The organism is Streptomyces sp. NPDC029138, from assembly GCF_055564375.1.
This window is the reverse complement of sequence record NZ_JBVHWM010000008.1, coordinates 1-23,414: the sequence shown is the minus strand read 5'-3', so window position 1 is coordinate 23,414 and position 23,414 is coordinate 1. Positions and strand designations below refer to the sequence as shown.

Below are 23,414 nucleotides of genomic sequence, written 5' to 3'. Positions count from 1 at the left end.
TGTCCAATTCGATGCCGAGAACCCTCCAACGGCACCGGATCGCCGAACTTGATGATCTCCTGGCTGGGGCCATCACGATGACTCCTCGGAGAAGCTCGGCCTTGACGCCCTCGGGAGGATTCCACGCTCGTCCACAGCGGTCATCTCCCTGGGGACTCACTCGCCGGTGTGATCAGTCCACCAGGTCCCGCACCACCGCGTCCGCCAGCAACCGGCCCCGCAGCGTCAGCACGGCCCGCCCCTCCTCGTACGGGCCCTCCTGGAGGAGCCCGTCCGCCAGCGCTCGCCGGGAAGCCGCGAGCCCCTCCTCCTTCAGCAGGGACAGCGGGACTCCCTCCCGCAGCCGAAGCTCCAGGAGGACGCGCTCCACTCGCCGGTCCTCGTCGGACAGCAGTTCCCGGCCCGCGCCCGGGGAGTGGCCGGAGGCCAGGGCCGCCGCGTACGCGCCCGGGTGCTTCACGTTCCACCAGCGCACCCCGCCCACGTGCGAGTGGGCCCCGGGGCCCGCGCCCCACCAGTCCGCGCCCCGCCAGTACAGCTCGTTGTGCAGGCAGCGGCCCGCCTCGGAGGTGGCCCAGTTGGAGACCTCGTACCAGTCGAAGCCCGCCCGGCCGAGCATCTCCTCGGCGATCAGGTACCGGTCGGCGTGGACGTCGTCGTCGGTCATCGGGATCTCGCCCCGGCGGATCCGGCGGGCGAGCTGGGTGCCCTCCTCCACGATGAGCGCGTAGGCGCTGATGTGGTCGGGTCCGGCGCCCAGGGCGGCCTCCAGGGACGCCCGCCAGTCGTCGTCGCTCTCCCCCGGCGTGCCGTAGATCAGGTCGAGGTTCACGTGCTCGAAGCCCGCCGCCTTCGCCTCCGCCACGCACGCCTCGGGGCGGCCGGGGGTGTGCGTGCGGTCGAGGACCTTCAGCACATGCCGCTTCGCGCTCTGCATGCCGAAGGAGATCCGGTTGAAACCGCCCTCGCGGAGGGTGGCCAGGTACGCGGGGTCGACGGACTCCGGGTTCGCCTCCGTCGTGATCTCCGCGTCCGGTGCCAGCCCGAACTCGTCCCGGATGGCCCCCAGCATCCGTACGAGATCGTCGGCGGCCAGCAGCGTCGGCGTACCGCCCCCGACGAACACCGTACGGACCTCGCGCGGGTCGTCGCCCAGCACCTTGCGGGCCAGGCGGACCTCATCGGTCAGCGTGTCCGCGTAGTTGTCGCGGGAGGCCAGTACCCCGCCCGTGCCGCGCAGCTCGGTCGCGGTGTAGGTGTTGAAGTCGCAGTAGCCGCAGCGGGTCGCGCAGTACGGGACGTGCAGGTAGAAACCGAGCGGACGGGCGGCGGCCCCGGCGAGCGCGTGCGCGGGCAGCGCGCCGTCGACGGGGACGGGCTCGCCGTCGGGGAGTGCGGAAGGCATGCCTTCCATTGTCCAGCACCGTGGGCGTTGCTCCGCCCGGACCAACCGCCGGCGTCACTCCGCCTGGAGCACCAGCAGGGCCAGGTCGTCCTCGGGCAGGCCGCCGCCGAAGTCGTGCACCAGGCGGCGGATCCTTTCCGCGATCAGCTCGGCGCTGAGCCCAGCGCAGCCGGACAGGGCGCGGGCGAGGCCGTCGCCGTCGTCGAACTGCCGGGTGCCGGAGCGCCGCTCGGTCACGCCGTCGGTGACGCAGAGCAGGCTGTCGCCGGGGCGCAGGTCGAGGGTCTCGCTGGTGTAGGTCTCGTCCTCGACCACGCCGAGGAGGGTCTGCGGGCGGGCGGCGGTGCGCACGCTGCCGTCGGGGCTGAGGACGAGCGGCAGTGGGTGGCCGGCGGAGGCGAGGGTGCAGCGGACCCCGCCCTCGTACGGCGTCAGCTCGCCGTAGAGGAGGGAGAGGAAGCGGGTCTGCGGGCCCTCCCCGGTGGCCAGGGGCCGGCCGCCGACGGTGACCAGGGCGCGGGCGGCGGCGTCGGCGGCCTCGGTGGCGTCGTCCAGGAGGAGCTGGTTGAGGCGGTCCAGGACGTCGGCGACCCGGTAGCCCTCGCGGGCGAGCAGGCGCAGCCAGGGGCGGGCGAGGCCGATCACCACGGCGGCCTCCGGGCCCTTGCCCTGGACGTCGCCGACGGCGAAGCACCAGCGGCCGTCGCCCGCCGGGAACAGGTCGTAGAAGTCGCCGCTGGGGCCGCCCTTGTCGCACGGCTCGTAGACGAGCGCGCTGCGCACGCCGGGGATCTCGGCGACGGCGCCGGGCAGCAGGCCACGCTGGAGGACGGCGCTGATGGTGGCCTGGCGGGCGTACTGGCGGGCCGCGCCGATGGCCAGCGCCACCCTGCGGCTGAGGTCCTCCACCAGCCCGGTCACCTCGTCGGGAAAGCCCATCAGCCCGCACCGGCCGATGACCAGCGTGCCGAGCGGCCGGCCGCCCGCGATGAGCCGGTACGACAGCGCCGTGCCGTCGGCGCCCTGCGGGCCGAGCGCGTGGCCGGGCCAGGGGTAGGGCTCGGGGCCGGAGCGCAGCCCGTCCGGCGGGCACGGCGGCTCCTTCTCCAGGGCGCACCGCAGCTCCTCGATGCGGGCCTCGCTGGCGTGCCAGACCCGGGCCGGTCCGCCGCCGGCGCCGCCGCGGACGGTCGCCTCGTCCTCCAGCCAGACCGCGCACCAGTCGGCGAGCCGGGGCACGATCAGCTGGCCGGTGAGCGCGGCGACCAGGTTCTCGTCCAGCTGACCGGCGAGCAGGTCGGAGGCCTCGGCGAGGAAGGACAGGGCGCCCCGGCCGAGCCAGTCCCGGTCGCCCTCGGCGCGGTGCGGCTGCGGGGCCAGGTCCTCGGCGACCTCCAGGGCGGGGTCCGGGCCGGGGCCGTCCAGGGCCTCGCTGCCGCCCGGGGGCAGCCGCGCCCAGACGGTCTTGGCACCGGTGCGATAGGTGACGCCCCAGGACTCGGCGAGCGTGGCGACGAGGCGCAGGCCGCGCCCGTACTCGGGGGTGTCGTACGACCCCTCGCCGCTCGTGGCGTCGCGCGGCGCGCGGGAGGGGTGCTGGTCGCGCACCTCGACCACGAGCGCGCCGGTGTCCTCCAGCTGCCACTCGACCTGCACCTCGGTGCCGGCGTGCACGACGGCGTTGGTGACCAGCTCGCTGACGACGGCCATGGCGTCGTCGGCGAGCCGTGCGCAGACCCCGGGCATCCCGTCCAGCGCGGCCCGCACGAGCGCGCGGGCCGAGCCCGGGGCGAGAGGGCTCCCGGCCAGCGTGGCCCGCCCCCGCGTCTCACCGGGCTGGACGCCGCTCTCCCGCTGCGTGGGTATGGCCGCCATATCCATGCGGTCAGGGTGACAGACAGGGGGCACCCATACGCGTGGAGTTACTCAAGTGGCCGGAATGCGGACACTTTCGAGCGCCGCTGAGCACAAACTCCTTAAGGGGCGCGGGGCTGTGTCGATATGCGGCTTCGCCGCGGGGCGCGAGAAACCACGGACGACCCGCAGCCGCCGAGGCTCCCCGCCACCCCTCCGAAACCGCGCTACGCCTCCTTCGTGCCGGCGTACATCTCCTCGATGAGGTGCTTGTACTCCCGCTCCACCACCGGCCGCTTCAGCTTCAGACTCGGCGTGATCTCCCCGTGCTCCACATCGAGGTCCCGGGGCAGCAGCCGGAACTTCTTGATGGTCTGCCAGCGCTGGAGCCCGGCGTTGAGCTGCCGCACGTACCCGTCGACCATCTCCACCGTCTGCGGCGCGGCGACGATCTCGGCGTACGACTTCCCTTCCAGGCCGTTCTCCTTCGCCCACTCCTGGATCGCGATCTCGTCCAGGGCGATGAGGGCGGTGCAGTAGTTCCGGTCGGCGCCGTGCACCAGGATGTTGGAGACGTACGGGCACACCGCCTTGAACTGCCCCTCGACCTCGGCCGGAGCGACGTACTTGCCGCCGGACGTCTTGATGAGGTCCTTCTTGCGGTCGGTGATGCGCAGGTAGCCGTCGGGGGACAGCTCGCCGATGTCCCCGGTGTGGAACCAGCCGTCGGACTCCAGCACCTCGGCGGTCTTCTCGGGCAGCTTGTGGTAGCCCTCCATGATGCCGGGGCCGCGCAGCAGGATCTCGCCGTCGTCGGCGATACGGACCTCGGTGCCGGGCAGCGGCTTGCCGACCGTGCCGGTCCGGTAGGCCTCACCCGGGTTGACGAAGGAGGCCGCGGAGGTCTCGGTGAGGCCGTAGCCCTCCAGGATGTGGATGCCGGCGCCGGCGAAGAAGTAGCCGATCTCCGGGGAGAGCGCGGAGGCGCCGGAGACACAGGCCCGCAGCCGGCCGCCGAAGGCCTCGCGGAGCTTGCCGTACACGAGGGCGTCGGCGGCCTTGTGCTTGGCGGCGAGTCCGAACGGCACGGAGGCGGTGCCGGTGCGCCGGAAGTTGTCCTGGCTGGCCTTGGCGTACTCGCGGGCGACCTCGGCGGCCCACTGGAAGATCTTGTACTTGGCCGCGCCGCCCTCACGGGCCTTGGCCGCGACGCCGTTGTAGACCTTCTCGAAGATGCGCGGCACGGCCGCCATGTACGTCGGCCGCACCACCGGCAGGTTCTCGATGATCTTGTCGACCCGGCCGTCCACGGCGGTGACGTGCCCGACCTCGATCTGCCCGGACGTGAGCACCTTGCCGAAGACGTGCGCGAGCGGCAGCCACAGGTACTGCACGTCCTCGCCGCTGATCAGGCCGGTCGCGGCGATCGCCTTCGCCATGTAGGCCCAGTTGTCGTGCGGCAGCCGCACGCCCTTGGGGCGGCCGGTGGTGCCGGAGGTGTAGATCAGGGTGGCGAGCTGGTCCTTGGTGATCGCGCCGACCCGCTCCTTGATCAGCTGCGGGTGCTGCTCCAGATAGGCGGCGCCGCGCCGCTCCAGCTCGGCGAGGGTGATCACCCAGTCGTTCGCCTCCACGCCGGCCGGGTCGATGACGACGACCTGGGTCAGATCCGGCAGCTCGGCCCGCTTCTCGACGGCCTTCGCGAGCTGGGCCGCGTCCTCGGCGATCAGCACTCGGCTCTGGGAGTCGGAGAGGATGAACGCGGACTCGTCGGCGTTGGTCTGCGGGTAGACGGTGGTGGTGGCACCGCCGGCGCACATGATGCCGAGGTCGGCGAGGATCCACTCGACGCGGGTGGAGGAGGCGAGCGCCACCCGCTGCTCGGGCTGGACGCCCAGGTCGATGAGCCCGGCCGCGATCGCGTACACGCGGTCGGCCGCCTGCGCCCAGCTCAGCGACTTCCAGTCGTCGGGGCCCTGCCCGGCGGACGGGGGGACGGGGTAGCGGTAGGCCTCGGCGTCGGGTGTCGCCGCCACGCGCTCCAGGAAGAGGGCCGCCACGGACGGCGGACGGTTCTCGATCAGGGTCTGTGTGTCGGTCACGACATCCTCCGGGGCCCGCGACGGTGCGGCTGACTCGGTGCGGCTGGGTTAACTCACGGTGGGGTTTCGGGCTGTTGTTTAACTCGCGAGTAACTATCGAGCAGGGATCAGGGTAAGGGGCGACCGCCCGCTGCGTAAGGGGCCTCGGCCTGTCACTTTCCACTCAGAGCGACGTTACGCACGCGTAGGGGCCCGTCGCACTTTCGCACGACGGGCCCCCACATGCCCGGTTTACGGACGTCACCAGTTGTTACCCCTGGTTACTTCTTGCCCTTGACCGACCCCGCGCTGTCATCGCTGGACAACACGGCGATGAAGGCTTCCTGCGGAACCTCCACGGAACCCACCATCTTCATCCGCTTCTTGCCTTCCTTCTGCTTCTCCAGCAGCTTCCGCTTACGGGAGATGTCACCGCCGTAGCACTTGGCGAGGACGTCCTTGCGGATGGCGCGGATGGTCTCGCGGGCGATCACCCGGGAGCCGATGGCGGCCTGCACCGGCACCTCGAAGTTCTGCCGCGGGATCAGCTCCTTGAGCTTGGCGACGAGCCGCACGCCGTACGCGTACGCCTGGTCCTTGTGGGTGATCGCCGAGAACGCGTCCACCTTGTCGCCGTGCAGCAGGATGTCGACCTTGACGAGGCTGCTCGACTGCTCGCCCGTGGGCTCGTAGTCCAGCGAGGCGTACCCGCGCGTCTTGGACTTCAGCTGGTCGAAGAAGTCGAAGACGATCTCCGCGAGCGGCAGCGTGTAACGGATCTCGACCCGGTCCTCGGACAGGTAGTCCATGCCGAGCAGGGTGCCGCGCCGGGTCTGGCACAGCTCCATGATCGCGCCGATGAACTCGGTGGGCGCCAGGATCGTCGCCCGCACGACCGGCTCGAAGACCTCGTCGATCTTCCCCTCGGGGAACTCGCTCGGGTTGGTGACGGTGGCCTCAGTGCCGTCCTCCATGATCACGCGGTAGACCACGTTCGGGGCGGTGGCGATCAGGTCGAGACCGAACTCCCGCTCCAGCCGCTCCCGGATCACGTCCAGGTGCAGCAGGCCGAGGAAGCCGACACGGAAACCGAAGCCGAGGGCGGCGGAGGTCTCCGGCTCGTAGACCAGCGCGGCGTCGTTCAGCTGGAGCTTGTCCAGGGCCTCGCGCAGCTCCGGGTAGTCCGAGCCGTCCAGCGGATACAGACCCGAGAAGACCATCGGCTTCGGGTCCTTGTAACCGCCGAGCGCCTCCGTCGCGCCCTTGTGCTGGCTGGTGACCGTGTCACCGACCTTGGACTGCCGGACGTCCTTCACACCGGTGATGAGGTAACCCACCTCACCCACGCCCAGGCCGTCCGCCGGCAGCATCTCGGGCGAGTTGACGCCGATCTCCAGCAGCTCGTGGGTGGCGCCGGTCGACATCATCCTGATGCGCTCGCGCTTGTTGAGCTGGCCGTCGATGACACGGACGTACGTCACGACACCCCGGTAGGAGTCGTAGACCGAGTCGAAGATCATCGCGCGGGCGGGGGCGTCGGCGACCCCGACCGGCGCCGGGATCTCCTTGACGACCTTGTTCAGCAGCGCGTCCACGCCGAGCCCGGTCTTCGCCGAGACCTTGAGCACGTCCTCCGGGTCACAGCCGACCAGGTTCGCCAGCTCCTCGGCGAACTTCTCCGGCTGGGCGGCCGGCAGGTCGATCTTGTTCAGCACCGGGATGATCGTGAGGTCGTTCTCCATCGCCAGGTAGAGGTTGGCGAGGGTCTGCGCCTCGATGCCCTGGGCGGCGTCGACGAGGAGAACGGTCCCCTCGCAGGCGGCGAGCGACCGCGAGACCTCGTAGGTGAAGTCGACGTGCCCCGGGGTGTCGATCATGTTGAGGATGTGGGTCGTGCCCTGGTCGGGGCCCTCGGTCGGGGCCCAGGGCAGACGCACCGCCTGGGACTTGATCGTGATGCCGCGCTCGCGCTCGATGTCCATCCGGTCGAGGTACTGAGCACGCATCTGCCGCTGCTCGACCACACCGGTCAGCTGGAGCATCCGGTCGGCGAGCGTGGACTTGCCGTGGTCGATGTGCGCGATGATGCAGAAGTTGCGGATCAGAGCCGGGTCGGTACGGCTCGGCTCGGGCACATGGTTAGGGGTCGCGGGCACGCAGGGTCCTGTCTCTTGAGGCGCCTTATGCCTCGGGTCGGATCGTTACGTAGTCTCCATGGTCCCACGCGCAGGGACCGGGGGGCGTTTTGGGCCGTCCGGAGGGCCACTGGTACTGTAGATGGCTGTGCCTCATGCCCTCTCAGCGCGAGGCACGACAGGTAATTTTGGATCACCGGTACGGGACCCCCGCGGCCCCGCGCCTGAACCTGAAAAGGCTCCTTCGTGGCGAACATCAAGTCCCAGATCAAGCGGATCAAGACCAACGAGAAGGCGCGGCTGCGCAACAAGGCCGTCAAGTCCTCCCTGAAGACCGCGATCCGCAAGGCCCGTGAGGCCGCTGCCGCGGGTGACGTCGAGAAGGCCACCGAGCTCCAGCGCGCTGCCGCGCGTGCGCTCGACAAGGCCGTCTCGAAGGGCGTCATCCACAAGAACCAGGCCGCCAACAAGAAGTCGGCGCTTGCTTCCAAGGTCGCGTCCCTCAAGGGCTGAACTCCTTTCTGATCTGACCGCCGGAAGGACCCAGAGCGGGCCCTCTCTCATCCGCTCCCGCCCGGCACCCTCGAGCCTGTTCGCGGCCTGCGTTCGCCACGCGGGAACGGGCTCACCAGCTTGAACCGAGACCCCGGCCCCCTCGCCCTTCCCCAGGGTGGGGGCCGGGGTTTTTGGTTGCCTTTTCCGGGGCGAGGCGCAGGGATTTGGGTGCCTTGCGCAGGGCGGGGCGCAGGGACATGGGCGCCTTGCGCAGGGCGAGGCGCAGGGACATGGGCGCCTTGCGCAGGGCGAGGCGCAGGGACATGGGTGCCTTGCGCAGGGCGAGGCGAGGTCAGAGGTTCGGCTTCCATTTCCGGGGCGGGGCCAGAGATTGGCTGCCCGCTCCCGGGTGGCGAGGGGCGGGGGGTGGCTGTCTTTGCGGGGCCGGGAGGCCAGGGGCTGGCCGCCCTTTTCCGGGGCGGGGAGGCCAGGGGTTTCCCTGCCCTTTCCGGGGCGGGGAGGCCAGGGGCTTGACTGCTCTTTCCGGAGCGGGGAGCCCAGGGGCTTGGTTGCCTTTCCCTTTCGGGAGCGGGAGGCCAGGGGCCTGGCTCCCCTCTTCAGAGGCGAGGCCCAGGGCTCGGCTTTCTTTCCGGGGCCGAGGCCCGGGGGCGTTTACCCGCGTCCGCGGGAGCGGGCGGCTCGGGCGATCGTCACGACCGCCTTCTCCAACGCGTACCCGGGATCGTCCCCGCCTCCCTTCACACCCGCGTCCGCCTCGGCGACCGCCCTGAGCGCCACCGCCACCCCGTCCGGCGTCCAGCCCCGCATCTGCTGCCGGACCCGGTCGATCTTCCACGGCGGCATGCCCAGCTCACGCGCAAGGTCGGCCGGCCGGCCGCCCCGGGCCGAGGACAGCTTCCCGATCGCCCGCACGCCCTGCGCCAGCGCACTGGTGATCATCACCGGCGCCACGCCCGTCGCCAGCGACCATCTGAGCGCCTCCAGCGCCTCCGCCGTGCGGCCCTCCACGGCCAGGTCGGCGACCGTGAAGCTGGACGCCTCGGCGCGCCCGGTGTAGTACCGCCTGACGACCGCCTCGTCGATCGTCCCTTCCACGTCGGCGACCAACTGTGAGACCGCCGACGCCAACTCCCGCAGATCGCTCCCGATGGCATCACAGAGCGTCTGGCACGCCTCGGGTGTGGCCGACCGCCCGGACGAGCGGAACTCCCCCCGCACGAAGGCCAGCCGGTCCGCCGGCTTGGTCATCTTCGGGCAGGCCACCTCCCGCGCCCCCGCCTTGCGCGCGGCCTCCAGCAGCCCTTTGCCCTTGGCGCCGCCGGCGTGCAGCAGCACGAGGGTGATCTCCTCGGCGGGCGAACCGAGGTACGCCTTCACGTCCTTGACCGTGTCGGCGGACAGGTCCTGCGCGTTGCGTACGACCACGACCTTGCGCTCGGCGAAGAGCGACGGACTGGTCAGCTCGGCAAGTGTGCCGGGCTGCAACTGGTCCGGGGTCAGGTCACGTACGTCCGTGTCGGCGTCGGCGGCCTTGGCGGCGGCCACCACCTCCTGCACGGCACGGTCGAGCAGGAGGTCCTCCTGGCCCACGGCGAGGGTCACCGGGGCGAGAGGGTCGTCATTCGCAGTCTTCCTGGCCATCGCTTACAGCATCCCACGCGGCACTGACAACGAAGCGCTCCCGGCACCCTGACCGGTCCCGGAGTGGACCCCGAGTCCGCCTCGGGGACCAGCCCCTACGCGAGCCCCGGGCCCGGCTCGGGTCACGCGCCGGGATCGGATCACGGGCCCGGCTCGGGTCGCAGGCCCGGCTCAGGCCATGGGCCCGGCTTGGGTCGCAAGCCCGGCTCGGGTCACGGCTCCTCGCGCCAGCCGTCCCACTCCCCCGCGAACGCGTCCAGCTCGGCCGGGTCGAGTCGCTTGTCCTCGTCCCGCAGGACCACCAGCCACTGGGCGTCCTCGGCGTCGTCCTCGCCGGCCAGCGCGTCCCGTACCAGTCGGGGTTCCTCGTCTATCAGGAACCGCTCCCCGAACACCTCGGCCGCCTCCTCGGCGGCGTCGCGGTCGGGCAGCACCAGCACATGTCTCACATCACTCACGGGCCCATTCTCCGGCACCGCGAGCGAGGCGAAGGGCAGGTCAGTCAGCCCTGGGGGGACATGCCCCACGCCGACCCTTCGGCGGCACTCGGCAGGTCATCCCTTCGGTACGCGCCGCTCGTCATCCCTTCGGTACACGCCCCCCTCAGCCCTTCTGCACGATCTGCACGTCGAGGTCGATCCGGATGCTCACGGGTATCCAGCACATGCGCCGGGACTGAGCCCAGTCAGCCGTTCAGGTCGGGGTTGCGCACAGTCGGCACACAGCTCAACTCGATACCGAAGCGCTCCCGGTAGACCGTCAGCACCTCCTCGTCCGTCTCCAGCTCCCGCGTCTCGTGCGTGCCGTCCACGGCGGTCGTCTTCAGCCTGCGCCCGCTCAGCGTGGTCCTCCCTCCGTCCTCCGTGACCCGTGAGCAGACCAGTGACCGGGTGAAGTGCGACCGCGGCGACGTGCTGTGCCACCAGGCGCCGGCCGCGAAGTCCCCCAGCGCCCGGGGACGGGTCTCCAGCCGGAACTGCGGCTTGCCGTCCCGCACGACGTCCAGGTCACCGGTGCCCGGCGCGGCACCGCCCCGCACCCCGGCCGGGTCCGGCCCTGCCTCCACCACCTGGAACCTGCCGCCGGGGTCGTCCTGCTCCCCGCGTTCCGCACAGTCCAGCGGATAGTGGCTGTGCGCACCGAACCCGACGTCGGCGAGCCAGGTGTGCCCGTCCGCCGTCCGCACGCGCAGCGCGAGATGGTCGTAGGGGATGCCGAGCCGCCCGTCATCTCCGTACACGCGTCCCGCGAGCAGCTCCACCTCATAACCGAGGGCGGTGAGCAACGTCCCGAACGCGCCGTTCAGTTCGTAGCAGAAGCCGCCCCTCCGGGCCTCGGTCACCTTGTCCAGCAGCCGCTTCTCCTCCAGCGTGATCTCCTCTCCGAGGTGGACCGACAGGTTCTCGAAGGGGACGGCCCGCAGATGGCACAGGTGCAGCTCGCGCAGTGCCTCGCTGGTGGGTCGCGGTGCGCGCGCGATCCCGAGGCGGCGGAGATAGGCGTCGATCTGTGCTGATGTCATGGGCCCAGTCTGGACTGGCCCCTTCTCCTCTCTGAGCCAGCCTGTTCTCGTCTCTCTGGACCAGTCTCTTCTCGTCCTCGCCGGTCGTCCCCGGTCGTCTCCTGGCGTCTCTCGTCGTCTTCAGTCCTCTCTCGCCACCCCTATCCGCCCGTTCCTTCCTCCGGTCCCGGTGATCGCCAGCGCCCCGTCCCGGTCGGTGCGCAGGACCATCGCGCCGCCGGCTCGCAGCGCGGCCATGGTCGCCGGGGCGGGGTGGCCATAGGGGTTGCCGGTTCCGGCGGAGATCAGCGCCACCCGGGGAGCCGCGAGGCGCAACAACTCCGCTTCCTGATAGGCCGAGCCGTGATGGGCCACCTTCAGGACGTCCACTCCGGCCAGGTCGGCCGCCGCCGGGGACCGCACCAGTGCCTGCTGGGCCGGAGGTTCGAGATCTCCGAGCAACAGCAGCCGCAGGCCGCCCGTGCGCACGAGCAGTGCGACGCTGGCGTCGTTCGGCCCTTCCGGCTCCCACCCCTCCGGCTCCCACCCGGCAACCGTGCCCGGCCCTACCGGGGGTACGCGCGGGCTCTGCGGTGGCGGCGGTGACAGCGGTGGCGGCGGTGGCCACAGGACCCGCCAGGTGAGCGGTCCGGCGCGCCGCTCCTCTCCCGCGACCGCCGCCGTGACCGGGATGTGCCGCTCGGCCGCCTCTCTTCGGACGAACTCCGCCTGCTCAACGGGTTCCGCGAACGCCGTCGTCTCGATCGCGGCCACCGAGCGGTCCCGCAGGACGCCGGGCAGGCCCGCCACATGGTCGGCGTGGAAGTGGGTGAGGACGAGGAGGGGGACGCGGGTGATGCCCAGCCGCCGCAGGCAGTCGTCGACCAAGGCCGGATCGGGTCCGGCGTCCACGACCACGCCGGCTCCCTCGCCCGCCGCCAGCACGGTCGCGTCACCCTGCCCGACATCGCACATCGCGAACCGCCAGCCCGGTGGTGGCCAGCCCGTGATCACCCGGGTCAGCGGCGCGGGCCGCGTGATCAGCAGCACGAGCAGCACTCCCAGCAGCCCGCACCACCCCGGGTGCCGCAGCAGTCTCCGGCCGGCCAGGACGACGGTCACGGTGGCCGCCGCCAGCGCCAGTGCCCCCGGCCAGCTCCCGGGCCAGTCGACTCCCGCGCCCGGCAGCGCCGCCCCGGTCCGGGCGACCCCGGCGATCCACCGCGCCGGCCAACTCGCGCACCAGGCCAACGCCTTGGCCACCGGCATCGCCACCGGCGCCGCCGCCAGCGCCGCGAATCCCAGGACCGTGGCCGGTGCCACCGCCACCTCGGCCAGCAGGTTGCACGGCACCGCCACCAGACTCACCCGGGCCGAGAGCACCGCCACGACCGGCGCGCACACGGCCTGCGCGGCGGCGGCCGCCGCCAGTGCCTCGGCGAGCCGCGGGGGCACCCGGCGCCGCCGCAACGCCTCGCTCCATCCCGGCGCCAGCACCAGCAGTGCGCCGGTGGCCAGCACGGACAGCAGGAAGCCGTAACTACGGGCCAGCCACGGGTCGTAGAGCACGAGCAGCAGGACGGCCGTGGCCAGTGCCGGCACCAGCGATCTACGGCGCCCGGTCGCCAGGGCGAGCAGCGCGACCGCGCCACAGGCGGCGGCCCGCAGGACGCTGGGGTCGGGTCGGCAGACGACCACGAACCCCAGCGTCAGCGCTCCCGCGAGCAGGGCCGTCGCCCGTAGGGAGAGCCCCAGGTGTGGCGCCAGGCCACGGCGCTCGGCCCGTTGAGCCAGGCCGGGCGGCCCGATGAGCAGTGCGAGCAGGACGGTGAGGTTGCTGCCGGAGACGGCGAGCGTGTGCGCGAGGTCCGTCTCCTCGAAGGCGTGGTCCAGCTCGGGCGCGATCCGCGAGGTGTCCCCGACGACCAGCCCGGGAAGCAGCGCCCGCGCGTCTCCCGGCAGATCTTCGGTCGCTTGCCGAAGACCTGCTCGGAGCCGCCCCGCCAAGCGTTGCGGCCCGCTGGGCCCCGCCACGATGCGTGGCTCCGGATGGCCGCGCACCCGCAGCACGGCCGCGATCCGGTCACCTCCCGTCAGCTCAGGAGCCAGCCGCCCGGCCACCCGAAGCCGCGTGGACGGCAACAGCCCGAGCCAGGCGGCCCGCCCACCAGCCACGCTCTGCCGGGCGCGGTTCGGTGACGGCCCGGAACTCCGGCTCCCCGCGCCGCTCCCCTCCGGTGCTGGAACATCCGGGTCGACGATCAACAGCACGGGAGTCCTCGTCCGCACACGCCTCCCGTCGGCCTCCTCGACGCTCCGCACCTCGGCCCGGGCCAGCACCGCCACCGGCGCCGCGTGATCACCGCGCACGTGTGGCCTGCTCAGCCAGGGATCGCCGCTCACCTCGACCTCGGCGGTCACGGTCGCGAACCGCCGGGCCAGCTCGGGCACCGGTCCACGCCGCACGTCGGCCCCGTGCAGCCCGGCGGAGGCGGCTGCCGCGGCGACACAGAGCAACACCGCCGCGCAGGCGGCCCGCGCCCATCCGAACCGAGCACACACCCACCCGGCCCGCTCGGCCCGTCCCACACGGCCAGCCGGTCTCAATCGCCCATCCCTTCCGACAAGGCCAGCCGTTCCGACGTGCCCCGCCCGTCCCGGCCACCCAGCCGCTCCTCCGGCCCGCCCGCCCCTTCCCGGTCGCCGCACCGACAGCAGGAGCACCCCGCCGACCAGGCAGACAACGGCGGTCACGGTGGTCCAGGCCGCCGGTGCGTCCACAGTCAGGGCCGCCGTGGCCCAGGCCGCGAGCGAGGGCGGCACCAATCGCAGGTCCATGGGACCGCTCCGGTCGGCGCGCGCAGTGTCATCCCGCTCGGGTTCAGGGCGCGGGTCGGCCTTGTCGAGCACGCGGCTCATGGCCGTACCAGGTCGCGCAGGTCGGTGAATCGGCGGTCGCCGATGCCGTTGACCTCGCGCAGTTCGTCCACCGAGCGGAAACCGCCGTGCTGGGTGCGGTAGTCGATGATGTGCTGGGCCAGTACCGGGCCGACTCCGGGCAAGGTGTCGAGCTGGTCCGCCGTGGCCGTGTTCAGGGAGACCGGCGCCGTCGGGCCCGTACCGGCGGCTCCGGAGAGCGAACCGGTTGCCGGGGCGGGCAGAGCGGCGGCCCCGGCGGGGGTGCCGACGACGACCTGTTCGCCGTCGACCAGAAAGCGGGCACGGTTCAGTCCTTCCGTGCTCACGCCCGGCCGGACCCCGCCCGCCGCCCGCAGCGCGTCGGCCACCCGGGCACCGGCCGGCAGCCGCCGGATCCCCGGTTTACGGACCTTGCCGCTGATGTCCACGACGATCTCCGCGCCGGGTGTCGCCGACGTCCCCCCACCTGGTCCCGCGGTCGGTCCCTCGCCCTTCTTCGCGACGGGCGCCTGCGCACGCACCACCTGAGGTGCGCTCACCTGCTGGGGCCGGCCCGCCCAGAAGTGCTGCACGGCGAAGACGGCGGCGGCGACGAGGACCACGGCGAGTGCCACGACTCCCCGCCGCTCCACTCCGTACCGGGTCTGAAGCCACACCGGCATCCGCTCGCGCAGCGCCAGCCCGGCCCGCTCCCGCCAGTCCGGAGCCTCGGGCACCTCCGACTCCGACTCCGCTTTCGGTTCCGACTCCGGCTCCGGCTCCCGCTGCGGCAACCGCACGGCACCCGCCACTTCAGGCGGAGCCACAGTCGCCGCCCTCTCCGGGATCACCCCCGGCACCGACCGGCCCGCTGTCACCGTCCGCCTCGAACTCGAACGCGAACGCGCACTCAGGCCAGGTGCCAGGCCCGTCACCGTTGCCGTCGCTGTGCCCCCGGCCTCCTCCAGGATCGGCGGCGCGTTCCCCGACTCCCGCCACTGCACGGCCCGTTCACCGAAGAGGAGTTCCGCCCGGCGGCGCAGTTCCTCCGCCGGCGCCGACGGGCGACGACCGGCGCGGCGATGGTCGGTGGAGCGGCGATGCCGGACGCGGCCGTCGGAGGCGGGGCCACGGCCAGGGCCGCTGGTCGCAGTTGCTGTGCGTGAGCGAGATCGAAGTGCCATGCGACGAGGATGCGGCATTCCGCCACATCGCGATGATCTTGGTGAATTACCGTGGACATCCGCCCGGTTGTGGAAAACTCCGCCACCCGCACGAGTGAAGCAGGCCGGCCCACGGCGTCAACGGGAACAGGCCGTACCCGGGATCACCGCTGTCAGCGAGGCGAGACGACCGCGCCCAGCAGCCCGGGCCCGGTGTGCGCCCCGATCACCGCTCCGACCTCGCTGACATGCAGGTCGGCCAGGCCCGGAACGCGTACCCGCAGCCGGTCGGCGAGCGCGGCGGCGCGGTCGGGGGCGGCGAGGTGATGGACGGCGATGTCGACCTCGGCGCTGCCCGCCCGCTCGGCGGCCAGCTCCTCCAGACGCGCGATCGCCCTGGACGCCGTACGGACCTTCTCGAGCAGGTCGATACGGCCGTCTTCCAGCTGAAGCAGGGGTTTGACGGCGAGCGCTGAGCCCAGCAGTGCCTGGGCGGCGCCGATACGGCCGCCGCGGCGCAGATAGTCGAGGGTGTCGACGTAGAAGTAGGCGGACGTGCCGGCGGCGCGCTTCTCGGCGGCCGTGACGGCTTCGTCCATCGTGCCGCCCGCCTCGGCGGCCTGGGCCGCGGAGAGCGCGCAGAAGCCGAGCGCCATCGCGACCATTCCGGTGTCCACCACCCGCACGGGCACCGGCGCCTCGCGCGCCGCGAGGACCGCCGCGTCGTAGGTGCCGGACAGCTCGGCGGACAGGTGCAGGGAGACGATGCCGCACGCGCCGGACTCGGCGACCCTGCGGTAGGTCTCGGCGAACACCTGGGGACTGGGGCGGGAGGTGGTGACGGAGCGCCGCTTGTGCAGTGCCTGGGCCAGGGAGCGGGTCGAGATCTCGGTGCCCTCTTCGAGGGCCTGGTCGCCGAGGACCACGGTCAGCGGGACAGCGGTGATGCCGTGACGCTCCATCGCCCGGGGCGGCAGGTAGGCCGTTGAATCGGTGACGATCGCGACATGGCGGGACATGAGCTGGAGGTTACCTGGCGTAGCGCTCACTCGGCAGCCCGGCCCCTGTCCCGCGGTCCGGGAGCGACCCGCTCATGTGGTGCTCTCGGGGCGGGGCTTCTTCAGCCACGGGGCGGCGCGACGCCATGACGGCGGGGCGATCGCCTCGGGAGCGGGCTCCTCGGCCGCCTTCGCCCCGGGCGCCTTGGGCCAGGTCTGTTCGGTGGCCCGGTCGTCGGCGGTGGCGGGCGCTTCGGGCCACGGCGGGGGCGCCTGGCCGGGCTCGGTCCGCGTCCAGTGGCGCAGGGCGTCCGCTTCCATGTCGATCTGGGCGCTGAGGGTGCCCAGGTCGTCGTCGGCGAAGCGGCGGGCCCGGTCGCGGACGGCCCAGCGCAGGGAGTCCGCGGACTTGGTGATCCGCTCGGTGCGGCTGCGCAGTTCGGGCAGGCGCGCGGTGAGCGTGGCCCGGTCCGGCTCGGACTCCAGACGCTTGAGGTCGGCGTCCAGTTCGTGTCCGTGCGCGCTGAGCCGCTCGAAGAGGCCGAGGGATTCCTTCAGCGACTCGTCCTCGGCCACGCTCGCGTGCAGCGCGTCCTGTGTGGCGCGCATGGAGGTGCGCAGCGCGAGCCGTAGCTGGGCGATCTCGCCGGCGGGTCCGAGCTGGGCGAAGGACTTGGCGCGCAGGGTGTGGTCCTCGACCGTGCGGCGGGCCTGCGCGATGGTCCGGTCCACGCCGCGCTTGGCGGCTCCGACCGCCTTGACCGTGGCGTACGCGCCCAGGGCGACGAACAGCAGGAAGAGCAGGGCGAACACGGTCAACACGACTTCCATGACGCTCCTCCTCGGCCGGTACGGCGTAAGCCGCTGTGCTCTCCACGGTAAACGCATTGGGCAGGCCCGGAGTTCCGGAAGAACCCCGAACCTGCCCGTAGGGGACTACCCCGAGCCGGCGAAACGACCCCGGCCGTTACGCCGGGACGATGTTGACCAGCTTCGGCGCCCGCACGATCACCTTGCGGATGCCCGCGCCGCCCAGCGCCGCGACGACCTTCTCGTCGGCCAGCGCCACCTTCTCCAACTCCTCCTCGGAGATGGCGGGCGGCACCTCCAGCCGGGCCTTGACCTTGCCCTTGATCTGCACGACACAGGTCACGCTCTCGTCCACGACGTAGGCCGGGTCGGCGACCGGGAAGTCCTGGTGGACGACCGAGTCGGTGTGGCCCAGCTTGCGCCACAGCTCCTCGGCGATGTGCGGGGCCAGCGGGGCGACCATCAGCACCAGCGGCTCGGCCACGGAGCGCGGGACCGCGGCGCCGGCCTTGGTCAGGTGGTTGTTCAGCTCGGTGACCTTGGCGATGGCGGTGTTGAAGCGCAGGCCCTCCAGGTCCTGGCGCACCCCGTCGATCGCCTTGTGCAGGGCGCGCAGGGTCTCCTCGTCGGGCTCGGCGTCGGTGATGGTGACCTCGCCGCTGTTCTCGTCGACGATGTTGCGCCACAGCCGCTGCAACAGCCGGAACTGGCCGACCACCGCGCGCGTGTCCCACGGGCGGGAGACGTCCAGCGGGCCCATGGCCATCTCGTACAGGCGCAGCGTGTCGGCGCCGTACTCGGCGGCGATCTGGTCCGGAGTGACCGCGTTCTTCAGGGACTTGCCCATCTTGCCCAGCAGTCGGCTGACCTGCTCGCCCTGGTAGTAGTAGGCGCCGTCGCGCTCCTCCACCTCGGCGGCCGGCACCGCGATGCCACGGCTGTCGCGGTAGACGTAGGCCTGGATCATGCCCTGGTTGAACAGCTTGTGGAACGGCTCCGCGGAGGAGACGTGCCCCAGGTCGTACAGGACCTTGGACCAGAAGCGCGCGTACAGCAGGTGCAGCACGGCGTGCTCGGCGCCGCCGACGTACAGGTCGACACCGCCGTGCGGCCGGCCCTCGCGCGGGCCCATCCAGTACCGCTCGATCTCCGGGTCGACCAGCTTCTGGTCGTTGTGCGGGTCCAGGTAGCGGAACTCGTACCAGCAGGAACCGGCCCAGTTGGGCATGGTGTTGGTCTCGCGGCGGTACTTCTTCGGGCCGTCGCCCAGGTCCAGGGTGACGTTGACCCATTCCTCGTTGCGCGACAGCGGCGTCTCGGGCTCGGTGTCGGCGTCGTCCGGGTCGAAGGTGCGCGGGCTGTAGTCCTCGATCTCGGGCAGCTCCAGCGGCAGCATCGACTCGGGCAGCGCGTGGGCGACGCCGTCCTCGTCGTAGACGATCGGGAAGGGCTCGCCCCAGTAGCGCTGGCGGCTGAACAGCCAGTCACGCAGCCGGAAGTTGACCGTACCCTCGCCGATGCCCTTGCGCTCCAGCCATTCGGTGATGCGCGCCTTGGCCTCGACCACGCCCAGGCCGTTCAGCCTCACGTCGTCGCTGTCGGAGTTGACGATCTTCGCGTCGTAGGAGACGAAGGCGTCGTCCCAGGTGGACGGGTCCGTGCCGCGGCCGTCGGTCGGCTCGACCACACAGCGGATCGGCAGCTCGAAGGCGCGCGCGAAGGCGAAGTCGCGGCTGTCGTGTGCCGGGACGGCCATGATCGCGCCGGTGCCGTAGCCCATCAGGACGTAGTCGGCGATGAAGACCGGGACCCGCTCGCCGTTGACCGGGTTGGTCGCGAACGCGCCGGTGAAGACGCCGGTCTTGTCCTTGGCCTCGGCCTGCCGCTCGACGTCGGACTTCGAGGCGGCCTGCGCGCGGTAGGCCGCGACGGCGTCGGCCGGGGTGGCGTGGCCACCGGTCCACACCTCGTGCGTGCCCTCGGGCCACGCCTCGGGGGTGAACTTCTCGACCAGCGGGTGCTCGGGCGCCAGCACCATGTAGGTCGCGCCGAACAGGGTGTCCGGGCGGGTGGTGAAGACCGTGATCCGCTCGCCGTCGATCGGGAAGTCGACGCGGGCGCCCTCGCTGCGGCCGATCCAGTTGCGCTGTTGCAGCTTGATGGCCTCCGGCCAGTCCAGCTCCTCCAGGTCCTCCAGCAGCCGGTCGGCGTAGGCGGTGATGCGCATGTTCCACTGGCGCAGCTTGGCCTTGAAGACCGGGAAGTTGCCGCGCTCGGAGCGGCCGTCGGCGGTGACCTCCTCGTTGGCCAGCACGGTGCCCAGGCCCGGGCACCAGTTGACCGGCGCGTCGGAGGCGTAGGCCAGGCGGTACTCGCCCAGGACGTCGGCGCGCTCGGTGGCGGTCAGCTCGCTCCACGCGCGCGTGGAGCCCGGAATCGCGCGCTCACCGGACTCGAACTGGGCGATCAGCTCGGAGATCGGGCGCGCCTTCCGCGCCTCCTCGTCGTACCAGGAGTTGAAGATCTGGAGGAAGATCCACTGGGTCCACTTGTAGTAGTCCGGGTCGATCGTGGCGAACGACCGGCGCTTGTCGTGGCCCAGGCCCAGCCGGCGCAGCTGGGACTTCATGTTGTTGATGGCGGCCTCGGTGGTGATCCGCGGGTGCTCGCCGGTCGTCACGGCGTGCTGCTCGGCGGGCAGGCCGAAGGCGTCGAAGCCCAGGGTGTGCAGGACGTTGTGGCCGGTCATGCGCTGGAACCGGGCGTAGACGTCGGTGGCGATGTAGCCCAGCGGGTGGCCGACGTGCAGGCCCGCACCGGAGGGGTACGGGAACATGTCCATGATGAACTTCTTGGGCTTGGCGACCAGCTCGGGATCGCCCGCCAGGTCGCCCTTGGGGTTCGGCGCCGCGTAGGTGCCGTCGGCGTCCCAGAAGTCCTGCCAGCGTGCCTCGATCTCGGCTGCCATGGCGGCCGTGTAGCGGTGCGGCGCGGCCTCCGCCGACGTGGCGGCGGTGGCAGCGGGGTTCGTCTCGCTCATGATCCTCAAAGCTCCATCGATCGTCTCTGCCTGCGGCTGTGACATCCAAAGAAACGAAAAAGCCCCTCACACAGGAGGGGACGCCGCGCCGATGCCGACCTCACGGGTGGACCGGGGTCGGTACTGATCAGCGCGGCCCGCTAAGCAGAAGGCGTACGGCACGCATGGCGTTAGGGTACCGCAGCCCTTGAGCAAGCGGCGAGGCGCTTCCGTATCCCTGGTGGACATGTCACGAAGCCCGCCCGCAACTGAACGAAGGTCAACGATTACTTCGCGTAACGTCCCCTATGGGACACCTCCCCCAGTCGCATTGTCCGTTGATAACAACGCAATAACTCAAACCCCGTACTGATCGGTATGGCGCCACTTAGAGTGCGGCAGCGGGACCGCTTTCCCGAAACTGCTCGGAGTTGCCCCCATGAACCCTCGTCGTAGTACCAGCTCGCTCCCCAAACCGGGCCGCTCGGCCTATGGGGTGGCGTCCGCTGTCGTCCTGCTGCTCATACCCGTGATCGTGCTGGTCGGAGGCAGCCAGTTCCGCGAGTTCCTGAACTTCGGCGCGGGCGTGCTGTCCCTCGTCTCGCTGAGCTGCTCGGTGATCTGGGGCCTGTTCGCCCAGGACCGGATCTTCCTCAACACACGGCAGCGGATCATCGGCCAGGCGGTGCACCGGACGACCGCGGTCGCCTCGATCGCGTTCCTGTTGCTGCACATCACCACGAAGATCGCGCTCGGCCACACGAAGCTGATCGCCGCGATCATTCCGTTCTCGCTCGGCGTCACCGGAATCGCCGGCCTGATCGGACTGGGCTCGCTCGCGGGCCTGCTGATGATCTTCGTGGGTGTCACCGGCGCCCTGCGCAGCAATTTCGCCACCCCGGCCCCGGTCGCCGCCCGCTGGCGGGCCATGCACATGCTGGCCTATCCGGCCTGGTGCGCGGCGCTGGTCCACGGCCTCTACGCGGGTCGCTCGGCCAAGCCGATCTTCGTGATCCTCTACAGCCTGTCCCTGCTCGGTGTGATGGGCGCCCTCGCCCTGCGCGCCGCGCCGCGCCCGGTCAAGCGCAGGGTCGCCGACCGGCTGGTGGCCCTGTTCGGCAGCTCGGAGCGGCCCGGACTCGACGAGCTGGACGCGAGCCGCTCGCGGGTGGCCGAGTCGGCGCTGCCCGGCTTCGAGAGCCGCCGGGACCGACGCCAGGCGTCCGCCGACACGGCGGCGTCCCCGCTCTACCAGACCCCGGCCGCCCCGGCCGGCGAGCCCGCGCCCGGTTTCGCGGCGGCCTACCGCGCGGTCTCCACACCGGGTCGCCCCCAGCAGCCCTTCATGGCCGACCAGACCGCCCGTATGGACGTGCCGCTGGATCTGCGGCCCACGGAGGCCGTCCCGCGCGTGGACGGCCCCTCGAGCACCTCGGGCAGCTGGCCGATCCCGTCCCCGCCACCGGTCGGCGAGGCCCCGCCGTCCGCGTACGACCCGCTCCAGGACACCGGATACACCATCCCTGTCTACGGCAATCCGGGCACGCCCGGATACAGCGGAAGTGACGTGTACGACACCGGTGAGACAAACGGCCTCTACGGCACGTACAACCCGAGTGACACGTTCAACAGCGGTCCCGCCACCGAAACGCTGCCCGGCTCGTCCTACGAGACACCGGGTTCGGGCGAACCTTGGAACACGCCTTCCGGAGGCTTTTAAGTGAACGAGGCCCTGCCCGACGTCCCAGAAGTCCGCGTGGTCGGGCTTCCCCAGCTCACGTCGGGCTTCGACCTTGTGGAGCGGCTCGATCTGGCCATGCATCTGAAGGTGCACGGGCCGCTCGACCCGCTGGGCGGCGAACAGCTCGCCCAGCTCGCCGAACGCATCAACCTCAGGGGCCGCGGCGGCGCCGGCTTCCCCTTCCACAAGAAGCTGCGTTCGGTCGCCGAGTCGGCGATCAAGCGCGGGGTGCGGCCGGTCGTCGTGGTCAACGGCAGCGAGGACGAACCGGCCTGCCGCAAGGACACGGTGCTGATCAACCGTGCCCCGCACCTCATCCTCGACGGCGCGCTGCTGTGCGCCGAGGCGCTCGGGGCGCGCACGCTCGTCATCGGCGTCACCCGTGAGTCCACGCAACGCTCCATGGAGGCCGCGCTCGCCGAACGGGGGCTGAGCAACAGCCGTAGATCGGCGCTGCGCGCGTGGGTGCAGCGCAATCCGGTGCGCATGGTCACCGGCGCCGCCGCCTCGCTGATCCGCTCCGTCGACGGCGGCCCGGGGATCCCGCCCGGCCGCAAGATCAGCGCCTCGCAGAGCGGCGTCGGCGGCGCGCCCACGCTGCTGTCGAACGCGGAGACGTTCGCGCAACTGGCCATCGCCGCCCGCATCGGCCCGGAGCGCTACGGCAACACCGGCCTGTACGACGAACCGGGCACCGTGATGCTCACGGTGTCCGGCGCGGTCGCCCGCCCGATGGTGATCGAGGTCCCCACGGGTGTGCCGCTGCGCTACGTGTTGCAGCTGGCCGGCGCCCCGCCGGTGCCGCAGGGCGTGCTGACCGGCGGCTATCACGGCAAGTGGATCGACGCGGCGACCGTCAACGAGGCGATCGTCTCCCGTAACTCGCTGGACGCGGTGGGCGGTTCGCTGGGCGCGGGCGCGATCCTGCCGATCAGCCAGGAGACGTGCCCGCTGGGTGAGTCGCTGCGGGTCGCCCAGTGGCTGGCCGAGGAGAGCGCGGGCCAGTGCGGGCCGTGCTACCTGGGACTGCCCGCCGCCGCGCGCGGGATGGAGGACATCCTGAACGGCGGCGGACCGGCCGCCCTTGAGGCGCTGAAGCAGGTCGCGAAGAACGTGAAGCGGCGCGGGGCGTGTTCGCACCCGGACGGCTCGGCGATGTTCCTGGAGTCGACCATCAAGGCGTTCACCGACGACCTGGCCGCGCACGTCCTCGGCAACGGCTGCGGACGGCCCGTGGAGGGCGTTCTGCCGCTCTTCGAGGGAGGCAGGGCCCCTACGGGCGTCCCGGGCGGCGGAGAGCCCGCGGAGACCGGCGCCAGCCGCCAGAAGATCTACGTCGACTGGACACTGTGCCGGGGCCACGGGCTGTGCGCGGACATCCTCCCGGAGGTGTTCGAGCTCGGTGCCGACGGCTTCCCGACCGTCGCCCAGGCACAGGTGCCGCGCTACGCGGAGGCCAAGGCGCTGCGCGCGGTGCGCCGCTGCCCGGCGCTCGCCCTGCGCATCGAGGAGGACACGCGCGGGCAGGCGCCGTCGCGCAATCTGCCGGTCCTCTCCCAGGGCCGCGGCCGGCGCGCGCTCGGCCGCTGAGCAGACGCGAAGGGGCGGCGCGGACCAACACACCCGCGCCGACCCCCCCCCCCCCCCCCCCC

General features: G+C 71.7%; 15 protein-coding genes. 3 read left to right on the top strand and 12 right to left on the bottom strand.

Annotated features, from left to right (window positions below; genetic code table 11):
• Positions 1-172: 172 nt before the first annotated feature.
• The 4 genes from hemW to lepA form a co-directional block, all read right to left on the bottom strand.
• Positions 173-1,405, bottom strand: coding sequence for a radical SAM family heme chaperone HemW (hemW, locus tag ACZ4WH_RS10390; protein WP_468178679.1), 1,233 nt, complete (start codon positions 1,403-1,405; stop codon positions 173-175).
• A 54-nt stretch (positions 1,406-1,459) separates the two neighbouring features.
• Complete coding sequence (locus ACZ4WH_RS10385) at positions 1,460-3,280, bottom strand: SpoIIE family protein phosphatase (RefSeq protein ID WP_468178970.1); 1,821 nt, start codon at positions 3,278-3,280, stop codon at positions 1,460-1,462.
• Between the two features lie 206 nt (positions 3,281-3,486).
• Positions 3,487-5,361 (bottom strand): AMP-dependent synthetase/ligase, encoded by a 1,875-nt coding sequence (locus ACZ4WH_RS10380; RefSeq protein ID WP_468178677.1) that lies wholly within the window; start codon positions 5,359-5,361, stop codon positions 3,487-3,489.
• A gap of 260 nt (positions 5,362-5,621) precedes the next feature.
• Positions 5,622-7,496, bottom strand: coding sequence for a translation elongation factor 4 (gene lepA / locus ACZ4WH_RS10375; RefSeq protein ID WP_468178675.1), 1,875 nt, complete (start codon positions 7,494-7,496; stop codon positions 5,622-5,624).
• 225 nt (positions 7,497-7,721) lie between these two features.
• On the opposite strand from lepA, the gene rpsT reads away from it, so the two are divergent.
• Positions 7,722-7,988: a 30S ribosomal protein S20 gene (rpsT, locus tag ACZ4WH_RS10370; protein WP_004001350.1), complete on the top strand. Its 267-nt coding sequence runs from the start codon at positions 7,722-7,724 to the stop codon at positions 7,986-7,988.
• A 654-nt stretch (positions 7,989-8,642) separates the two neighbouring features.
• Here the strand turns inward: rpsT and holA are convergent.
• From holA to leuS, 8 genes are all read right to left on the bottom strand, one after another.
• The gene (gene holA / locus ACZ4WH_RS10365) at positions 8,643-9,632 is read right to left on the bottom strand and encodes a DNA polymerase III subunit delta (RefSeq protein WP_468178672.1); all 990 of its coding nucleotides are present in this window, start codon (positions 9,630-9,632) and stop codon (positions 8,643-8,645) included.
• Positions 9,633-9,844: 212 nt separating this feature from the next.
• The gene (locus ACZ4WH_RS10360) at positions 9,845-10,090 is read right to left on the bottom strand and encodes a hypothetical protein (protein WP_468178670.1); all 246 of its coding nucleotides are present in this window, start codon (positions 10,088-10,090) and stop codon (positions 9,845-9,847) included.
• A 227-nt stretch (positions 10,091-10,317) separates the two neighbouring features.
• The gene (locus ACZ4WH_RS10355; protein WP_468178668.1) at positions 10,318-11,154 is read right to left on the bottom strand and encodes an arylamine N-acetyltransferase family protein; all 837 of its coding nucleotides are present in this window, start codon (positions 11,152-11,154) and stop codon (positions 10,318-10,320) included.
• Positions 11,155-11,274: 120 nt separating this feature from the next.
• Complete coding sequence (locus tag ACZ4WH_RS10350) at positions 11,275-14,052, bottom strand: ComEC/Rec2 family competence protein (RefSeq protein WP_468178666.1); 2,778 nt, start codon at positions 14,050-14,052, stop codon at positions 11,275-11,277.
• On the bottom strand, positions 14,049-15,233 hold the full coding sequence (locus ACZ4WH_RS10345) for a ComEA family DNA-binding protein (RefSeq protein ID WP_468178664.1): 1,185 nt from the start codon (positions 15,231-15,233) through the stop codon (positions 14,049-14,051). The genes ACZ4WH_RS10350 and ACZ4WH_RS10345 overlap by 4 nt, the downstream gene beginning before the upstream one ends.
• 134 nt (positions 15,234-15,367) lie before the next feature.
• Positions 15,368-16,213 carry a DegV family protein gene (locus ACZ4WH_RS10340; protein ID WP_468178662.1) on the bottom strand — a complete coding sequence of 282 codons (846 nt, stop codon included), beginning with the start codon at positions 16,211-16,213 and terminating at the stop codon, positions 15,368-15,370.
• Positions 16,214-16,285: 72 nt separating this feature from the next.
• Positions 16,286-17,023, bottom strand: a complete 738-nt coding sequence (locus ACZ4WH_RS10335; protein ID WP_468178660.1) for a hypothetical protein — start codon at positions 17,021-17,023, stop codon at positions 16,286-16,288.
• Positions 17,024-17,159: 136 nt separating this feature from the next.
• The gene (gene leuS, locus ACZ4WH_RS10330; protein ID WP_468178658.1) at positions 17,160-20,042 is read right to left on the bottom strand and encodes a leucine--tRNA ligase; all 2,883 of its coding nucleotides are present in this window, start codon (positions 20,040-20,042) and stop codon (positions 17,160-17,162) included.
• A gap of 418 nt (positions 20,043-20,460) precedes the next feature.
• On the opposite strand from leuS, the gene ACZ4WH_RS10325 reads away from it, so the two are divergent.
• Complete coding sequence (locus tag ACZ4WH_RS10325) at positions 20,461-21,741, top strand: cytochrome b/b6 domain-containing protein (RefSeq protein ID WP_468178656.1); 1,281 nt, start codon at positions 20,461-20,463, stop codon at positions 21,739-21,741.
• Entirely contained in the window at positions 21,742-23,352 is a 1,611-nt protein-coding gene (locus ACZ4WH_RS10320; protein ID WP_468178654.1) for an NADH-ubiquinone oxidoreductase-F iron-sulfur binding region domain-containing protein, read from the top strand.
• Positions 23,353-23,414: the final 62 nt, after the last annotated feature.